Here is a 20,968-nt window from a genome sequence, read left to right as displayed (position 1 = left end):
TTTCCCCTTCACCCAGCCCTTCCAGCCGGATCGCGATCTCCGGACCACCGCTGTGCGCCCGATCGCCGAGGCTGATCCGGAACCACCCACCACTGACCTTGCCCCACGCCTTGGTCAGGTTCTCGTCCGAAGCCGCCACCTCGACGAAGGGCCGATACGGCGAATCCTCGCCGAGCTTGGCCAGGATCTCGGCCCGGATCGCCGAACCGTCCAGCTTGCCCCGCAACTTCGGCTGCCGAGCACGAACCTGGCCCGCCCTGGACCGCTGCGAGGCCACCGGCCCGGACGCCCGGGTCCGCACGTCCGCCGCCCGCGCCCACAACTCGCGCGCCTGCTCCTCGAGGCCTCGAGCCCTCGCCTCCAGATCTTCCACACGCGCCGACTCGGCGTTCTCGTCCTCGGTGCGCGCCTCGCGTCCCTCGGTGGCCGCCGAACGGTCCCGTGCCTCCTCGGCCTCAGCACGCAGAGCCGCGGCTTCGCGCCACAGCTCGCCGCCCTGCTCCTCCAGCTCCTCAGCCTGCTGCCGCCAGGCCTCCGGTTCCTGACGCTGGCGGCGGAGTTTCCGGTGTGTCAGTTCATCCTGAACCCGCTGCCCGGCCCGGTCCGCGCGCTTCTCGGCCCGGTCGGCCTTCCTGTCCAGCACCTGCGCACGCGCATCCGCACCCTGCCCGACATACGGTGACTCCGCCCGCGCCTGCGCAGCGTCCTCGTCGAGCTCCCGTGCCTGCTCCTCGAGTTCCCCGGCCCGCGCCTCCAGATCCTCCGCGCGCATCGGCTCGCTGTAGACCGACTCGGCGTCCTCGTCCCCGGAGCGCACGGAGTCGTTGTCCCGGCCATCCGTGTCCTCCGGCTGCTCCCGCATCTCCGCGGCCTCGGCACGCAAGTCCGCGGCTTCCTGCCGCAGTTCCTGAGCCTCTTCCTCGAACTCCAGAGCCCGCTCCTCGGGCTGCCGCAACTCCCAGGCCTTCTCCCGGAGCCGGTACGCCTCCTTGCCGTACTTGGCTCCCTGCCAAGCCGCCGCCTTTTCCCGCAGTATCGAAGCGAAATCCGAGTTCGACACCCGCGATTGCACCCTGCCGGCCTCGCGCCGCGCCGTCGTCTCGGTGTGCACCCAGCGCTCACGCCACTTGGCGGCCTCCACCCGCGTTGCGGCCCGCACCGCGGTTTCGACGTGTGACATGTACTCCTGCCACCTGGCCGACTCCAGCCGATCCGCAGCCTGGATCCTCGACCACCGCTCACGCCACTTGGCAGCCTCCACCCGCGCCGCATCCCGCGCCGCGGTCTCGACGTGCGACAAGTACTCCTGCCACCGGATCGTCTCCGGCCGAGCCGCGGCCTCCGCCTTCGACCAGCGTTCGCGCCACTTGGCTGCCTCCGCCCGCGCCGCATTCCGCACCGCGGTCTCGGCGTGCGACAGGGCCTCCTGCCACTTGTCGGGCTCCATCCGCGCCAGCCACGACTTCGGTACCTCTGCCGCCCGCCGCCGCCACGTCGTGTAGCTGGACGGGAACAGGCGAAGCCCACGCGAAACGCCGGACGCCGACGAGTCCGCCGGAACCGCAGGGCGAGCAGGGCTCTCCGAAGACACAGGATGCGGGAGCGGCGACTCGGGTTCCGTTGCCGGCTCGGGGTGAGCGGGCTCGGACGCCTGGTGGATCTCGGCGTTGCCGAACAACCGGGACACGTCCTGGGCAGCCCGTGATTCCGGCTGCCCGGTCTCCAGCACGATCTTGCGGTCCTGGTCGAAACGGGGGTGCAGGCGCACGTAGTTGACGAAGGCACGCGGGGTGTGGTTCTTCCCGTCCCACAGGGCGATCTGCTCGCCGTCCTCGCTGGGCGTGAACCGGATGACCTGCTCATCGGGGTTCCGCGTGACATCGCGCGCCTGCCGGACCAGCGCGGGCACATCTTCGGACCGATGCGGATAGTGCAGTCCGGCCTGGGTGGGCACGGCCAAGGTCTGGAAATCGTCGGTGACGCCGCTGCGCACCCATGGCCGGGTGGCCGCGAACAGCTGCACGATCTGTTTCTCCGCCGCCTTGCTCAACGGCAGGACTTCCAGCAGATCCAGCAGGTCGCCCAGCCGCTCCTCTTCGGTGCGGGGCCGGGTCTCGTCGCCGAGCAACCGCGGATCGGCGAAGAGTTCCCTGATCCGATCACGTTTCGCCGGATCGTGCGCGGCGGCCCCCATCAGGCCGGCGAACTCCACATTGGCCTGGACAACGCCCTTGTGCAAGCTGGCGGCGGGCACCCGGAGTTCCCAGCGGTCGTCCGGGCCGCCCTTGATGTGCTCGTAGTTGAGCATCTCGTTGCGGCTGGAGCTGAGTTTGGTACGAACGTCTTCCGGAGTCAGCACCGCGGCGCCACGTGGCGGGACCGGTAGCGGGCCCACTTTACCGAGCGCGCGCTGCCCACCATCCATGGCGGCATTCGCCATGTGGTAGACGGACTGCTCGCGTGCCTTGAAAAGCTCGGCAAGTGCCACGTTGGCCCCGGCGTCGAAGGGCCGGCCTTCGAAGCTGAAGTTGACGTGTCCACCGCACTCTTCCACCGAGCCGCCGTACTTCCGCACGACCGACTCGATGATGTCGGCGCCGGCCGCGAACCGCTGCCAGGAATCCGGGTGGCCGCTCAGCTTCTCCGTCGGCACCTCCATTCCGTTCAGATGGGCGTCTTCGTCCACCACGTGCCAGCGATCGGACGACAGCTTGGCAAGACCGGAACGCACACCTTGCCCATCGCGCCAGTCGGCCAGTTCCGCGTCTCGAAGACCCGCCCCGATTTCCTGGGCCGCGGCGTCGTAATGCTCCTCGGGAACGGTGAACTCGAACTCGACGCCGAACCTGAAGTTCTCCTGGCGGCTCACACCGCCGGGAACCCCACCTGGGTGGTACTCGACGGGATTGATCCCATCGGCGACCTCGGACCGCGCAGCCCGGTACGTCTCCAGTGCCTCGGCGAAGCGCTGCTCCCGGGACATGTCGGCAGCCGGCCCGGCGGCGGACGCCAATGCCTGCGCGGGACCGTCCGAACCGCCGTGGTCCAGGGCAGCCTGGTCGGAGAACTCCTCCCGCGGTGCCCGCGCGGAAGCACGGCGGCCGTCGATCTCGTCCAGCTTCGCCCACGCCTGCCGCTCAAGCTCATCGGCCTGCCGCTCCAGCTCGTCAGCCGTGGCCGACGATTCCGGATCCAGAGCCCGCTCCTGAGCCGCGCTCTCCAGCCTGTCCGTCTCCGCACGCAGCTCCGCCGCCTCGGCGGCCCGCCGCTGCTGCTCCTCGTCCAGCTGCCGCACCTGATCATCGAGGCTCTTCAGCTGGTTCAGCTGCTGTTCCGACAGGTGCTCAACCCCATGAGCCCCGTCGGCTTCCGAAAGCTCTTCTGTCCACCGGTCCACCAGCTCACGACGTTCGAACCGCTTCTTCGAAGCCTCAATCTGCTTCGCACCGGCGACCTTGTCCTGCTCATCAGCCGCGCGATAAAGCCGGTCCCGCTCGGCCCGCTCCGACTCGGTCAAGCCCTCCCGCAACTCCTCGGCCTGCTCACGCAGCTTTGCCACCCGCTTGTCGAGCTTGCCCACCTCATGCGACGCCCGAACATCACGCAACCACGACACAAACCGGCTATCCGACACCCGCCCAGCAAACCGGCGCCCCGCCTCACCCGCCCGCAGCCGCCACGACTCCGCCACCTCCATAGGACGCCCACCCGGGCCCCGGCCGAAACCAACACCCAACCCAGTCCCAGCACCGCCGGACACACCACGCTCGACAACTTCGCCAGGCCGGTGGTCGTCGACGACGATCTCCGTGGCATCCGCGGCCCGCGGACGTGAGTGCAGGAACGATTTCAGCTTCGCCGAGAACGGTTCGGACCGAGCGCCCGGCCCCCGCGAGACCATGTCCGCCCGCTGCCTTTCGGGCGCCTTGAGATGTTCCAGATCACGGCGTTTCAGCTCAGCCTGGACACGCGCGAGTTCGTTCCACTTCCTGACAGACAGCTCAGCCACCTGCTGCTCGAGCTTCTGCAGCCGCTGCGCCAAGCCGGCATCCGGTGACTTCGCCCGCAGCCTCACGATCTCGCTTCGCAGATCGCGTTCTTCCCAGACTATTTCCCGGAGCGGGTGGGTGACAGCCATATACTCGTCGATCTTATCCTTGAGGACGCGACCGAGTCGTTTAGCACGCTTTTTTGCGGGCTCGATCTCACTGCTTTCGTACCGGCCAGTGACCTTGATGTTGCGACCCGGGTCGCCGGGGTCACTGGTCGCGATACCCGCGTTGTTGTCAACAGCTTTGAACGTGCCACCCGTGTTAGGAAGGCGCAAACCCAGCTGCTCACGAGGCGAATGAACCTCGTTCGGGAAACCAAAATACCCCTGGAGGACTATTTCGAACTCGTGTGCGTAGAATTCGGTGCCAAGGAAGCACATCGACGCCACCGTCGAAGCATCCGGCCGAGCTTGCCGGTTGAGCTGGTAGTACTTGTCGAACCACAGGGCCTTCGCGAAGTTCAGGCGATCCAGCAGAACGAGGCGACCGTCCATGTCGTACACGTGGCTCTGCAGACGCGCGTGCCCATCAGCGAAGATAGGCCCGTCGGCTGCGACGGCCGGGGTGCCGGACGCGGTCGAATCCTCACCAACCGCGGACTCTCGCGATGTCGGGTTCGAGTCCTCACTCGTCCGGTAGTCCTTGCTCCAAATCGCGGTGGTCTTGTCGGCATCCTCCGGTTCGATAATTGAATGTTCAATAGCATCGAAGGCCCCTTGACCCGGCAGGACGCGAATCAGCTTGTCGTGCCGATCAGTACTCGCGTAATGCTCGAAGATCTTCTCCCGGCCCGGGAGATCGAAAGTGACGCCGATGATCTCGCCACTCTTGTTCTTGATCGGGGCGGACCAGATCTCCCCTAGCCCGAGTTCCGCTCGCTTACCCGTATCGCCATCGCCGTACTGACCCACGATAACCGAATCGGGATAGCCCTTCCCGTCTTGACGCAAGAACGATTTCAGGCCCTTGAAGAACTTCGACTGGGGCCGGACCCGCCGCAGGTACTCCTCGGCAGAACGAGCAGGTCCCTCCGAATCGCCGTGCGCCAGCCCCTCGCCGGCCGCCTTCTTCTCCGCCGCGACCCGACGGTTGTAGGCATCCGCCGAGCGCCACGCCGCCGACGCGAGTTCTCCATCGCCGTACCGGCCGCTGACCCGCCTCCGGCTGAACCTGCCGGGCACACTCGTCGCGATACCTTTGTTCCGGCGGACCGATGCGAAGTAGACCTCGGGGTTCTTCAGCAGATCGAAATCCAGCAATCCGCGCGGCATGTGAATCTTGTTCGGGAAACCGAACAGGTCGCGCAACACCCGGTCGAATTTGCGCCCGCCCGGACTTTCGCCGACGTCGCACACGGCCAGCACGAGCGACGCACCCGGCCGAGCCTGGAGGTTCCGCTGGAAGATCTCGCCGAATCCCACGGCTTTGCCGAAGTTCGGGCCGTCGAGGTCGACTATCCCGTCGGACTTCGTCCCCACCGGGAACAAGTCGCCCTCGTCGCTGTGGCCTTCGGCGAAAACAGGACCGTCAGTCGCCACCTCACCCGGCTTCACCGCCGCGGAATCGACGGTCGCCCGGTAGTCCTCATGCCACGGCGCATCGACCAGCGCACCGGTCGGTTCCACCTGCTGGTTCTTGGCCGCCCACCCCGCGGGCTCTCCCGGCAGCGTCCGGAGCAGCTTGTCGTGCCGATCCGTGCTGGCGAAGAAACGCTGTGATTTCTCACGATCCCGCTCCGAAGTCAGGTAGGTGGCGCCGATTTCCTGGCCACTCCTGTTCCTGATCGGGTAGCTGAGGATCTCCTGTGGATCCAGCTTGACCAGCTTGCCGTCGGACTGCCGACGGCCTTCGACCACCGGGTTCGACTCGTCCTCTGAACGCAAGAACGACTTCAGGCTCCGCAGCGCTTTCGATCCCCGCGAGATATGTACCCGGTCAGACCGGGGAGCGCCGTCATCATGCGTCAGCCGGTCATTCCCCTGCCGTGCCGAACCGTCCTGTTCGCTTTCGGGCCGATACGCACCGCCGAAGTCGGTCAGGTCAGCAGTCGCGGCATCGTGACCGGCCTGCTCGTCGCGTACGGGCATCTCGTACCACGCTGTCGGCTGAGGCGGCACGAAAGCATCGTGCCGCTGCAGCTCCTGCCCACGCAGGTACGGACCGATTCCGTTCAGGTCGTTGACACGATAGTTGAGAATGGTTTCGAAGTCCGGGTCGTCGCTGGGACGAAGCCGTACCTGCACTCGTTCGTCGGGCCGGCCGTCTTCAGCCTGCTGGAGGTGCCGGACGGTGACGGTGAGCGTGTCGGCCGACCCCGGCCGCGTGACCGTTGCCGTGTACTCCCGCCCGTCCTCCGACCAGGACGGTGTCACCACCGCGTCACGCAGATCTTCGGGATACGCCCGCTGCAGCCGACCGTCCGCGTAGAACGTCGTGAAGTGCTCGAACGCCTCCCGAAGATTCATCTCCGAGGACTGATCCCGGATCAGCTCGACCGCGTCCTCGAACGACAGCTCGTGCGCATCGACCGAAACGATCTCGGCGCCGTCCTCGGTTCGCCGACCGGTCTCGTGCAATACGGTCGGCGCCAGCACCACCTCGTGCTGAGCACGATTGACTTCCGGCGGATCACCTGCCCGCAACTCGTGCCCTGGCGGGAAGGCCAACGACATCATCCGGTGCCCCTGCGGAACGCTGATCTCCATGATCCGGTAGTTCCGCAGGCCACCGCTGTGTCCCTCGGCCCAGCTACGCACGAATTCCAGGGAGTGCGAAGCAGACGACGGAAGCCGTTCGACGAACCCGGATCCGTTCCCTGTTTCCGGCCCCGTCATCACCGCCCGATAGAGCTTCACCGCGCCACGCGGGGGCTCACGGTCGCGCAAATCGGTGGTGATGTCATAGAACTTCTTGACATCCGAAACCAGGGTCTCCAAACGCTCCCGGCCCACCGTGACCCGGCCACCATCACCGCGCTTCCCCGTGAAGGTATCCGTCACGATGTCGCTGGCGAACTGCCACTTCCGAGGGTCTCCATGCAGGGCCGCCAAATGCGCTCGCGCCGCCTGCACCGCATCCGAACCGTCCGACGAGCGCGAGGGCTCGATGGCCGCGGAGTTCGACGGCATACCGTCCTGCTCCGCACGCTCGCCTCGTACTTGGTGGTCACCGGCCACAGGAGCGACATTCGCCGCCCTCGGTGCGCCCTTGCGCGCCAAGACGTCGTGGATACGCTGCTGCTGCTCAGCGCGAACTTCGGCACGGACTTCCTGGATTCGGCTCAGGATGTACCGGAAGTGATCCTGCAGTTCCGCACGGCTGCTCTGCGCTGCGATGTCCCGCAACTCCAGCCTGCGCAGGCTCGGGTCAGGATCGATCATGTGCTCGATATTCACGGCCCGATAATGAGCGGGACGGCTGTTGACGGTCTCCCTGATGGGATCCTTGCCATCGAGGTTCTCGATCGCGGGGTTCTTCAACTTCGCGTTGAACTCGTTGAGCCTGCCGGTCGCATCCGGTGTGTCGACGCTGCCGTCGCGTGCGTCCTTGATCAATTCATCGATTCTCGCAGTGAACTGATTCAGCGCGCCGCCACCGCCCTGATCGTCCGGCAGGACCAGGTCGCTCAGCCACGGTGAGTTCGTCGAGTCTTTTTCACCTTCCCGGCTCCTCAGCCTGCCCGTCCACTCGTCGTTATTTTCCTGGAGGCTCCTGAGCGTAGCCAGGAACAGTTCCGTACTGCCACCGAACGCCGTCTCCGAATCGACCGAAATATGACCGTCACCACCGGAGATCGACTTGTCGACCTTGAGTCCTACCTCATTGGCGTACTTGAAGATGTGGTTGTCGACAATCGTGCCGGCGATCCAGCCATGCTCGAAAGTGGCTGCGGTGGACGGCTTCGTCTGCGTCTCGAGGCAGCCGTCGTCGACACCCAGGCGCCACCACCAGGACTCGCCGCCCTTCGTGTACGTGAACTCCTTCGTGACAAAGCTATTGGGGCTACCGACATCCGTCACCTTGAGCTCGATGCCCTGATCCCGGAGTTCGCGGGCATCTTGTTGCACACGCGCGGCCCAGCCGTTGATCAACCGCGCCGCCTCCTGCGCGATACCTTGCTGAGCCTTGTTCTCTTCCTTGTTCTTTACCTGACGACTGACATTCAGACCTTCGATCTTCTTGTTCTTGAAAGTGAACTCCGTACCGAACAAGACCGTGCTCTTGAGCGTTTTCCACGCGTCTTCAGAGGCGTTTCCAGTCGCGTTCCAAGTGACCTTCTCCTGCTCCATCCCCTTGAGAATGTGCTTCGCCAGCGCCACCTGCCCAGCGTCCGCCGGATGGGTCTCCCCACCGTGCGCGCGAACGAGCAACCGAGCCGCACCCTTTTCGAGGTCGTCCATATCCGCAGGCTTCCTGTTCAGCCATTTCGCCAACAGATTGCCTACCGCCGACTTCTTGCCGGTCACATCCTCGACCAGCTTCAGGTAGTCATCGATCACCCTCTTCGCGTTGGCGGTCACATAGCCCATGTCAGCGTCGCTGTCGGGAAGGTTCTCACCGACCCCATCCGCGGCACCGAACTCACGCAGTTCAGCATGACTGGTGTCGATGGTCCCCAGGGTGTTCACCGGCCGTTCGGTGAGATCCGGGAAGGCCTTGTCCAAGAACTCGAGTGCGGTACGCGCCCGCGCAAGGGACCCGACGTCTCCCTGCCCCGGGTCCAGCAGCACCGGAGCGTCCCAGCCATCACCCAGCTTCGCATGCCATCCAGTGAGGAAATGCCCCGCCCCGGAATCGAACTTCTCGAACACCTTGCCGTACTTGCCGGCCGCCAGAGCCCGGACCTTCTCGGCGAACTCGGCACGCCCACCAGGAACGTCACGCCATTCCCCGCCACCCAGCGAGTTCGCGAGGTCGTTTTTGTGCACCGGATCACTCGGCAGCGCCCGAAACAGTTCGGGATGCTTCGCCGCGAGCGCCGGGTTGTCCAAGGCACGCGCGAGCTGGAAGGTGGCATCCGCGCAGTTCGTGTCATGCCCGGGATCGCCGCGTTCGTAAGCATCGCGGTTGATGGCAGGCAGTATCGGAACGAATTTCTCGGTAAATGCTTCCCGAGCTTCCTTGTCGGCGAAGACATCGAAATCGATGAGGTCGCCCTTTTTGTACGAATCCTTGAACCAAGCCGGATCAACTGACGGGACTTCGGCACTCGGCCCGGCATCCTGGTTCAGGTGCTCTTCGGTCCGCACCAACCTCGGCGCGCGCGTGGCCGACGGCCGATAACGCGGCGCCGGAGCATCGGGCGACCTCCACTCACTCGCCGGTGCGTCATAGCCCGGCGGGGGCGGCGACGCGTCCGGCTGATCACCCAGATTCTCCAACGCGGCCTGCTGCGACGAGGCACGCCAGGTCCGTCCCAGGCCACGCTCCTGCTCGTGGACCCACCAGTTCCTCGTCCACTCGTCCCGCCGCGCGTCGCGCAGTTCGCCACGGGACCGCTCCAGTTCAGCCAGCCTCTGCCGGTAGTCGGCGTCGTTCAGCCGCCCGGACTCCCGATCCTGCTGGACCTGCCGGTTCCGCGCCTGCCACTCCGCTTCCTCCTGCCGTTCCCACCTCGCCAGGTCCGCCTCGAACCGCGCCCCCGACTCATCCGATTCGGCACGAGGCTCGGCTGTCCTCCGCCGAGGCATACCACCGAAATCGGCATACGGATTGCGTTGGCCACCATTTGGATTCTCGATCGCTTCTATGACGCTATTACGAAATGCAGCGCCGTCCCAGCTCCTGTCGATCCGGCGCATGGTGTTCAGCAGATCGCTGTGGCTATCCAGCGAGTTCAGCAGGAAGTCCGGCGAGACATTGTCATCCAAGGCACGAGCGCGATCCTGCTCCGACAGAAGATCGTCGAGATGTTCCAGCAGGAAGTACTGAATGGACAGGTGGTCGCCCAGCAGTCCCCTGCCATCCAGCCACCTCAAGGCATTGACGAACTCGGGATCGTCGCGCAGCTCGCTCAGGAAGCCTTCCGCGGTAACCGTGCTGTTCGAGCGTTCCTGCTCCCGGGGCCCGACACGGTCGAAATCACGCAAGGCGTCTCGAACAATGGAGTGCCCGTCCAGTCCGCCATGGTGGTCCATCCATCGCAGGCCGTTCACCACGTCGGCATTTCGCTCCAACGCTCCCCAAACCCACCTGCGTGCCCCCGCGGTCGTCAAGGCATCAATGAAGTCCGGGTCCGTTCGGGCTTCCGGATTCTGCCACTGTGGACCGTCGAGCCACTCGTCCTCCGGCAACTGAGCGCCGGGTAGCGGCGATTCCACTTCATCGTGAATCGCGTCGTCTTCCCGAACTTCCGTAAAAGTCCCGCGGTCGCCTTGGCCCGCGGCTTCTTCCGGCAGACCTCCCGCGTCCGTTGCGTCCGTGTCTTCGTTCCGTCGCTCGACGACCGGCGGACGTGGCCGCTGACGGAGCGGTCGCAGAAGAACGGGACCGTCGCGCCCCGCGGACGACAGTTCAGCACCCGCGGAGGTGCGCTCATCGGGACCACGAGCGCTCGACGGCAGCCCGCTTTCCGCACTCTTCCTCGTATACGTCACATACTTGCCACCATCCAGCACCGCGTGCACCGGCAAAAATGTGTCCGGTTCACGGGGGTGCTGAATCGCACGAAGCGCCACCATCTGGGTCGGGGCATGCACCCGGCCGGTGAACTCCGGACTCTCCATCAGCGCGGCGGCGGCCCGCATGCTCCGCGTCGCCACATCGGCGTTTCGTCCGTCGCCGTCGAGTTCGCCGGAGTCGGGGGTTTGGCAGGACACCAGACTCACATCACCGTCGCGATAGGCAGCGATCATGTTTCGCGTCCTCGAGTTCTCTCTGAGGACCCGAATATAGCTCTCAGGAACAACACTGAGTTCGGTGCCACCCCGCAACACGGTTTCGTACCCGGTCGGCGTGCCATGCGTCACGGAGAAAAGCGTACCTATGCCACCCTTTTCGTAACTCTTACTCCAAGATGGCCGGAAAGCCTTGTACAACCGGTTGAAAAGGGCGTCGGCCAGGTCGACAAAGCCGGTATACGGGTCTGGGCGGCTGTGCTCCTTGGCCACCTGAATGTAGTAGTCGTGCTTATCGGTGCTCTTCGCCCATTCCCTGGCATCGTTCAGGTCTTCCCCGTCCGCCATGAAGGCGAACCCCATCACCTTGTTTTTCGAGTCGTGGAGTTCGTGGACGACAACGTCGTCGGGCCGGAAGAAGTAGGTCCTGCCACGATAGTCAACACCGCTGAGGAGGTTTGTCCGGTCCCCTTGTGACGCCAGCAGCCGGTATTGTTCCGACCTTGCCCAGTCCTCGTCCTCCGGCCGCTGCGTACCGGGAACCTCGTCAGCGCTCTCGGGCCACTGCGTGGTGTTGGGAATATCATCGTCCACGGGCCACTGCGTGGTCACCGGCGAGTCGTCCTCACTCAGCCGCAGACGTTTCGATGGCCGATCCCCGAGCAGGCGGAACATCGCCGCCCCACGCCCGAGCGGGGTGTTCGCCAAGGCCGCCAGGGGATGTTTGTTCGTACCATCGCCGGACGCTCGCAGGTCCGCGCGTGGTTCGGTGACACCGGCAGGCGGAGCGTTGGGTTGCGCGGTGGTAAGCCGTTCACCCCCGTTCACCTCGTCCCGCGGAGCAGGCACTGCCTCGCGCGAGACCGGCTCGGACTGGTTCCCCACATCGTGGGTATCGGGCGTCGACTCCGACACCACCCGATAGCCGTCACCACCCGGCGTCAGCCTCGTACCCGGCGGCAACACGTACTGCACACCGCCCTCGCCGACTCGCGCCACCAGCGGTGTCCCCGCCTCGGCCACCACGCGCACGGCGCCCCCGGAAGAGCGAGCCGCTCCCGGGCCGGTGGGAGTGACGAGCAGACCGTCGCCGACGACGCCCGTCGCCCGGTCCAGCGCTCCAGCGCGGATCGCCGCGGTGAACACCATCGGGACCGGGCTGGGCCGCGCCGCTTCGACCAGCTGCTCACGCTGCTGGTCGGTCAGCGGTTGCCGCCCACCGGACAGCACCGCGTCGAACGCGACTTCCGCAGCGCTGCCGAGTTCGCGCTGCTTCCCCGCCCAAGTCGCCAAGGAATCCGTGCCGCGCTGGGTCGACACGGCACGTGAGATATCGAGACGGTCACCCGAGGCGGAACGCGACGTCCCGGCGAACTCCGGTTCCGTGGCAGGAGATTCGGTCGGCCGTCCGTGTCCGACCGGCTCCGGTAGCCGCTTTCCCTTCGACAGCCCGATCGTGGCCACGTCGACGGCGAACGGACGAGCCTGGGCGGGAACCGGGCGATTCGCGGGCCGATAGCGCAGATATTCGGCGTATACCTCGTCGGCCCGTTCCCGGGACGGCCGCTGATGATTCCTGCGCAGTTCGGAGACGATCTCCGCACGCTCGAACTCGTTGAGGGTCTTGGGCGGCGCCTCGCGGTATCGGCGCGGCCCCTGCCTGGTCTGCTGCGCGAACCGCTGCGCGAGGGCGTCCACCACCCCCTTCCGATCGCCAGGGCGTCCGCCCGCACGGTCCAGATCCTGCAGCGCCCGCAGCACCTGCCCATTGTCCGGCAGCCGATCCTCGCGCAGCTGCCCGCCAACGCCCGGCTGCTGCTCCACGGCGGCCCACACGTACGGCCGCAGTACCGCCGCGTCCAACGCTTCGTCGCTGAGCGTGTGGCCACGCCCGGCCATGCCCGGTCGAGCCAAAGCCACCGGCTCGACCCAGACACGCACCTGGCGGCGGTCCTCCGCGCTCGTGGGCGCCCATCGCGGCGAACGGCCCGGTCCCTCACCACGCGAGGACGGCACCACCCGCACCGGCGCCGATCGCCCCAGCCGCCGATCGAGAAGGTCCGCGACAACCTGGGCGCGCTCGCGCCCGGACGCCTCCGCGCCCCTGCTGCGCAGGCCACCATTGCCACCGCCTTCGACGTGGACGACCAGGCCGTCGCCACCCGCCTTCACGACGGCCGCCGCCTGGTCCAGGACCTCCTCGGCGAAGTTCGCGAGCTTGCCCGGATCGGCCACTTCGAACTTGTTGTTCTTGTTGTTCTTGAATGTCACGGAAAGGGGATCGGGCCGCGGCTCGTCGGCGAGCCAGGCCGGATCTGTGTCCCGCAGCGCCGATGGCACGCTCAGCACCGGATCCGGACCGTTCTCGCTGGCCCGCGACGACGCCGCCGCCTTCCACGCCTCGTCGTCGATCCGGCGGCTGTTTTCCGTCCACTGCTGGAAGTGCTTGTACGCCGAGGCGAATCCCTTGGCGCCGAGCTTGTTGCGCGGGTATCGCAGTTCGTAGGCGCCGAGGGGCAGCTGCGCCCGGTCGCCGTGCGCGTCCAGCTCCTTGAGCTCGGTCTTCATCGTGCCGACCGCGTCCGACTGCGGCACGAGCCTCTCACCCGGCCGCAGAGGCTGCCAGGCCTGACGCAGGTAGTCACGTGTGGAGAACGGGCTCCTCCCCCCGCGCAGCTTCTGGTCGAGGGCGTGCTCAGGGAGCTTGTCTTCGCGGACAAGGTCCTGGTTCCTGTCCCGGAGCGTGCGTTCGAAGGCGGCGGTGAGCTCCTCGGCGTTGTTCTTCAGGTAGTGCTGGACGCGTCGGGGCAACCCGCCTCGCACGACGGACATCGGCATGCGCGACAGCGCCATCGTGAAGTTCTTCCTCAGGGCGCCGTCGAACTTTCCCCAGGTCGGTGCGGCGGCCGCGGCCTGTGTGTAGACCAGTGCCGCGTACCCCGCCATCGCCGTCGTATCGGCCGCCAGCCCCTCGTCCCACACGGCGTGCGATCCGACAGGACCGTCGGAGCCGACATGCTCGCGGAACTCGCCGGCGATCCTTTCACCGAACGACAGTGCCTGATTGAGGAATCGGGCCTCCAGCGCGTCCGCCGGCACCCCTTCCGCCCGCGCGTCGGCGGCAACTTCCTTCAGGAAGCTCTGCAGACCGAAGTGCGACACCCCGACGGTCAGCTGCGTCGCGAGCTGTTCCAGCCCCAGATCCTGCAGCTTCACCCGGGTGAGTTCGCCCTTGCCGACGGTGAACCCGTCCTTGTTCCCGAACAGGCCCGCGATGGTCTGGTCGGGGCGGGCATCGCGCAGCGAACGCAGGGTGCGGTCGAGCTCGCCCCAGACCTTGGCAGCGTCCGGCCGGCCCTGCTCCCCACGCAGCACGCCCACCGGCTCGCTGACCATCTCGGGAATCAGCTGGCCCCCCGTGAGCTCGTCGGTGATGAGCTTCACGTGCCGGCCGTTGACGAGCACGGGGCCGGTCACCTGAGCTTCGCCGACCTCCGACTCGACCCCGATCGCGCCACCGGGCGCCGTTACGATGCGGCCCTCGGGATGCACGCCCACCTGGGCGACCTCGTTGGCGAGATGCATCGTGTCACGCGGCCACGAACGTTCGAGCGCCTGCCAATCGTCGAACGCCTTCAGCACTTCGGCGCGTTGCACAGGGGTCTTCTTGAGCCTCTCCATTTCCGCGCGCGCGAACTCGACACCGTGCTCGAGGAAGTCACGCTTCCGGTCCTCGTCCCAGGCGCGCGAATCCGTCTCGTGGGACGCCGGTGCCGGGGTGTCCGGGGTCAGGAGGCCGTTCGTCATGGCGTGGTAGGCCGCGTCGAAGGCGGGGTCGCCGGTGTTCACGCGGTTCGGCCCGTCCGCGTTCAGCCAGTGCTCGTAGGCCGCGTGAGCCAGCTCGTCCAGGGCGGCCCCCTTCGGCGCCACCTGCCCGGGGTGTTCGAGCTCCATGAGCTCGGTGATCTCGCGGCGGACCTGCGCCAGGTGCTCCGGGTCGGCGGCCTTCGCTTTGCCGGAGGTGTTGTCGTGTGGTGCGGAGGCCGGGGACGACTTGGTCGCGTCCTCGCCGGCCGGTGCCGGGGTGTGCGGGGGCAGAAGGCCGTTCCGCACGGCGTGATAGGCCGCGTTGAAGGCGGGGTCGCCGGTGTAGCCCTTGTGCCCGTCGGCGTTCAGCCAGTGCTCGTAGGCCGCGCGGGCCTGCTCGATCGAGGCGGGCGGCCTCGACGCCGAATTCCAGGGTTCGTCGTACTCCAGGACCTCGTCGATCCCGCTTTGGATCCGCCGCAGGTGCTCCGGGTCGGCCACCCGCGGCCAGCTCGTCCTGTCCTCATCGGACTCATGCCGCCGCGGCTCGTCCGACCGGTGCCCGGGGGCCTGCTCGTCACGGGAGGTGTCCTCGCCGGGCTGGTTGTCGTTCGACGGGGTCCGCTCATCGCGGCCTCGCGTGTCGTGGTCAGACCCGGAATCACCGTGATCGCGTCGAGGAGCGTCGTCCTTCCGGTCGAGGGTGTCGTTGTCCAGACCGCGGGTGTCGCCGCTGCGGTCGTGGTCGTCGTCGCCAGGGGTGGCTTCGTTGTCGCCGTGGACGCGTGAGGGGTCACCCAGCCTGCTCAGATCGAAGCGAGCGGCGGTCGCCTTTTCGATCCTGTCGAACAGATCACGCAGTCCGTTTCCCGAATCGGCGTACTTGATAATGCTGACCTGCGGGTCGGGAATGCCCGAGTTCTTGACCGCCTCACTCTCCGGCGTCATGTAGATCTCGACGCGACCGCGCTCCGCACCATTGCGCAGCGTCCGGCGAGCCCTTTGCTCGGTGACATTGGGGTGCACATCGGACGGATCAACCATGATCATGGTCAGATCTTTCCCGCCAGGGTTGAGGCCACGCCCGGTTATGTCGTTCCCGACGAGAACACGGAAATTCTTCCCGAACTGCTTCTCGCCGGTTGTCTCAAGATTCTCGTAACGCCTTTTTCCCTGATCGTCCAGCCAACGCGCGTCGGCGACCGGGTGCTCGACGGTCTTACCGCCGATGGGATTGTTCTTGATGAACTCGGAGATCTTCGCGCCATGCGCGTTGTTGTTCACAACGATCTGCACGTCTCGGCCGTCTTCGAGATTTCTGTGGATGCTCTCGTTGATCAGCTTGAATTGACTTTCCCGGTCGGCACTGCTGAACACGTGCGTGTTCTCCCGCAGCCGGTCCTCGTAATAAGGCGGGATGAACTCTACATGATCGGAAAGGCCGACGGCCTTGAGGTGCGGCCCCATTCCCCGCATGGTGCCGGACGCGAGGGTGACCTTCCCATAGCGAGCGAGGACCTGCTCGAGTGTGATCGTCCTACTGTTCTCGTTAGTCGAGTCGGCCCGGATCCGCAGGCCGTACTCCGCCTCGACCGCCTGCGCGAGCCCGTTGTTCCAACGACTTTCGTTACCCTTTTTCGGATCGATCAAAATGTCGCCGGAACTCCGGTTGATGATGACGATCTTTCCCCTTCGCCAGCTGACCAGGAAGTGTTCGTTTTCCTTGATATCACCCAGCTTCACAGCCGCGGCCAGGTTGATCCGGCGCACCTCTTCGCCACTCAGTGTCCTGCCGGCCAGCTTGTTGGCCTTGGCCAGCCCTTCCGGCGTGAGCGCGGACCGCACGGGAGTCTTGTCGTCCCGGTGGCCGAAGTCCCGCTTGGTGAGCCGGTCATCGGAGTGTTCCGCGGTGGACAGGTGGTCGTCGAGGAACTTCTTGGCCTGCTCGACCATCCCCTTGACCTCAGGAGTGGCTTCCTTGGCCCCCAGCATGTTCAGGATCCACTGGGGAGGCGACAGGAACAAGCTGTCACCCTCGTCCATGAACAGCCTGGGCACCGTCGACTGATCGTGCGCCTGCCCCGGCAGCCTGCCGTCCCTGGGACCGCCCGTCTTGTTGAGGTGGTGGGAGACCTCGTCCAGGGAACCGACGTAGATCGTCGGCTCGCCCTTGTTCGCCTCCGGCGGCAGCCTGTCCGAACTGATCCAGTGTTGCTTGATGTCCAGATTGCCGAGGAGCTTCCGATGGCCTCTGTGCTCCCGCTTCGCGAGAAAATTGTTGCTGGTGGCGAGATGGACCCCGGCCCAGTCCGGGTTGAACGCCTCCCTGATGGCGGCGAACGCGAACATCAACGTCTTACCCTCACCGGCCAGCATATTGACGTTGTGTTCGATGAGCACCCTGGCCGCTTCCACCTGGGTCCACCGCATCCACTTTTTGCTGCTCTTGCGAATCGCCTCGTACGTCCCCGCGAAGGCCTCGTCCGGGTTGTCCGACCGGACCATTTCCCGCACCTGCTTCCAGGTCGTGTTGTCCAGCCGTTGACGTGGGTCGGGATGGTTGTACCGGTCGGCGAGGTCGTGCATCTTCCCGGCCGTTTCATGCCGCATGTTCGCGGCCGCCAGCCAGGCGTCGATGGAGACCCGCGAAGCGGGGTCCACCGGACGCACCCACTTCCCATCGGAGTCGAGCGTGTAAATGCGGGAACCATCCGAGTTCCGGTACAGGACCGCTTTTCCGCCTTGCTCGGCCTGCACATCCCGGACCTCCTCGGTCCCTGGAAGCAGCCAGGCGTGTGTCTCGTCGGCAAGCTTGATCCGCTTGGGCAGGAACAGCTTCCTGACGACCAGCTCGTTGTCCCGGTGCTCGCGCAGGCGCGACCAGTTCCCGTCCGGCCCGCGGTCGTAACTCCTCCCGTCGGGCAGCTCGAGGATCTTGGGCTCGCCCTTACCATCGATCTTGATCTTCGTGCCCGCGGGCAGGTCGGCGGTGAACCGCTTGCCCGCGCCGTCCGTCCCGTGGCTGAACGAACCGCCCCGCTCGGTGACGTGCCAGCCGCTGTCCTCGCGCTTCCACGGCACCCCGCCGATGGTCCCCGAGTGCGAGCCACCGCCAAGGCCGCCCGGATCGTTCGAGAAGCCCGGCCGGTCCGGCACCCGTGCGTGGTCGGGATCGGCCATCACCGGCACCAGGCCGCCCGGCTGGTCCTGCTTGTGGTGCGGACCGTGCTCCTCGTTCCGGCCGCGGTGCTTCGCCTCCCCCGCACCGTCGGCGCGTGAACCCGGGGTGTGCGGGCCGGGGCTGCTCGTCCCCGGCCGCGAGGGCGCCTCCGGCCCACCAGGCGACCGCTGCCCGTTCTTGCCCGCTTCCCCGCTCTCCGTGGACGGACGCGCGGTGCCGGAATCGTGCTTGGCGCTGCCCGCGTCGGAAGCCGGACCGCCGTCCCGAGTCCTCGGCGGTTCTCCCTTGGCACCCGGCTTGTCCGACGCGGCGAGGTCGCCCGGCTTGTCCGCCAACGGCTTGTCCGCCGGAGCCTTCTCCACCACCGACTTGTCCGCCGGAGCCTTCTCCGCCAACGGCTTGTCCGCCGGAGCCTTCTCCGCCAACGGCTTGTCCGCCGGAGCCTTCTCCGCCAACGGCTTGTCCGCCGGAGCCTTGTCCGCCAACGGCTTGTCGGACAGCGACTTGTCCGACCGAGGTCCCTGATCGTGCGTACGGACGTCGCGAGCGGGCTCCGAGCCATCGTGGCGAACATCGGCCGCGGACTTGTCGGTACGCGGCGCCGGACCGGATTCGTCCCGCACCGGACTCACCGGTTTGCGAGCCTCCGGCCGCGACTCCTCCACCGGCTTCGGACCGGCCACCTCGTCCTTCGGCCGCCGGACATCCGCGTCGGCGGGCGGGTCCAGCCGATCCGCGCGCGGCTGCCGAGAAGGATCAGGCGGCGTGGGGGAGTTGGGCCGCGCCTCGCCGGGGCCGGCACCGGCGGCAGCGGTCTGCCGCGTCTCGGGCTGGGAATGCGTGTTGGTCTGCGGGCCACGCCCGACCGTGTCCGGCTGCTTGGCAGCGGGCGGCGGCGCCTCCGAGCGCGGTCCCTCCGAGCGCGGTCCCTCCGAGCTGGTGTTCAGCTTCGACGTGCCGGGCTGCGGCGCGCCGGACCGGGACTGGGTGTTCGGCCCCGCCTGTGACGGCTCCCGCTGAGCCGGGTTCGGACCATTCGGATCCTGGATGTTCGACCGCTGATTCGACTGCGGATCGCGCGACGGGGTGTTCGGCTCGCCCTGCGGCGCCACCCGGTGCTCGCCGCCCTGGGGCGAAACCTGCACGTTCGCCGGGTGCTCGACCTTGCCGTCCGAGGTTCCCTTGATGAAGTCGGTGGTCGCCTTGGACGCCGCGGGCGACTCCGGCGAGACCGACGTCTTGACCTGATCAGCCGACCTGCCCGCGGGCCCCTCGGAACTACCGCGCTGCCCCTCGGAGCCGCCACGGTGCCCATCGGAACTGGTGACGACGGACGGCTGCTTGTCCTGGGTGAAGATGGCACCCAGCGGCGATTTCCCGGTGTTGACGTCCTGCTTGTGCACCGAGCCGTTGTCGGACGAACCCTCGCTGATGGAAGTACGGCGGCTCGACTCACTGTTGGGTGAGTCCTCACTGAAAATGCTGGACCGACGCGACGAATCGCCGTCGGAAGAATGCTCACTGGTGGAATCGCGTCGACCCGAGGAATCCTTGCCAGCAGAGCCCTCATCGGAAGAATTGCGGCCACTCGGCGAATCCTTCTCGGAAATACCCTTGCCGGAAGAATTGCGATCACCCGACGAACCCTCGCCAGAAGAACCCTTACCGGAAGAGTTGTGGCTGTCCGGCGAACCGCTGTCCTTGGCGACGTCGCCCAGCGATCCGCCTGCGTCCGAACGCCGATCACCGGCATCACCGAATCCGAGCCGCTTGAACGGCGAGCCCAACCCGGTGCCGAGCTTGTCGAGGAGCTTTTCGCCGCTGGCGTCCAGCTTCGCCGACCATCCCCTGGTCGTGTGGTACGGCCCGGCGGCGCCGAGCATCCCGGCCCAGAGCGGCTCGTGGCTGCCGTTCAGCTGGTTCATCACCCAGTTGACCCCCACGGCCATGCCGAGCTGAGCACCGACGTACCCGCCTTGCCACAGAAGTGACGACTCAGGCCCCTTCTCGTTGGACCCGCCCTTTTCGCCGGACCCGCCCTTTTCGTTGGTCGAGCCCTTCTCGCCGGACCCGCCCTCTTCCTTGGCCGAGCCCTTTCCGCCAGAACCGCCCTCCTCCTTGGCCGAACCCTTTCCACCGGGCCCGCCCTCCTCTTTCGCCGAGCCCTTCCCGCCGGACCCGCCCTCCTCCTTGGCCGAGCCCTTCCCGCCCGAACCACCCTCTCCGGAGCCACCCTTCTCGCTGATCAGAGGTTTCTCCTCGATCGTCTTCCCGCCGGGACCGCCCTTCTCGCCCAGCGTGCCCTTCCCACCCCCGGCTGCGCCCTTCCCACCACCCCCGAAAAGGCCCTTCGCGAGACCCTTGGCCCCACCACGAACGGCGCCGAAACCGGCACCACCTATCGCACCGGCGATAGCGGAGTTCTTCAGCGAGTCCGTGTCCCAATCGTCGCGGCCACCGAAATCACTGTGCTCACCCTGCAGCTTCTGAATGCCCTGAATGCTGACATCGAGAAACTCCATGAACGCGGCGTTGCCCACCGCGTACTTGGCTGCCGAAATTATGACGTTCTTCAGGATCGCCAGCAGGATTTGCCCCAGGGTCGCCCTCGCTCCCGCGATGGCGGCGGGCGCGAGAAAGGCGGTGAAAATGGTCCAGAGGAGCGCCATGATCATGGCGAAGAACATGAGGGCCATGATGATCAGCATCACCTTGCCCTTCTCGATGTCCGCACCGGCGTTCCGGCAGGCGCTCGAGTACTTGCGGGCCCTTTCCTCGGTCTCCTCAAGAGATTGGATCTGGCCTTTGAGCCACTCCCTGTTCGAATCGGCTGTCTTGCCGCGCATCGCATCAGGCATCCGGGACAGCAGGCCTTTGAGCTCGGCGATTCGCTCCGCCAGGTCGTCGGCGAACTTCTTCCAGGCGGCCGCCATCGCCCACAAGCCCTGATCGTTACCCTCTGGCCAGGTCAAGCCGCAGGTGACCTTGAAGAACTTCTGCAACTCCGGCGGCAACTGGGTGGACCCACCACCACCGGAGTTCTGGCCACTACCATAGCCACCCAAACGCCCACCAGCACCGGAAACAACCAC

Annotated in this window: 1 pseudogene (running past one end of the window); it reads right to left on the bottom strand. The window is 66.4% G+C overall.

The features are described from left to right. Positions 1 to 20,968, bottom strand: a pseudogene (locus ACFW0G_RS14330) (hypothetical protein); its annotated part reaches 28,791 nt to the left of the window's first position; the annotation flags it as partial.

The sequence above is a fragment of the Amycolatopsis sp. NPDC058986 genome (assembly GCF_042741125.1).
GTDB lineage: Bacteria > Actinomycetota > Actinomycetes > Mycobacteriales > Pseudonocardiaceae > Amycolatopsis.
Note: the sequence above shows the minus strand (reverse complement) of the source record. Positions and strands in the feature narration are given on the sequence as shown.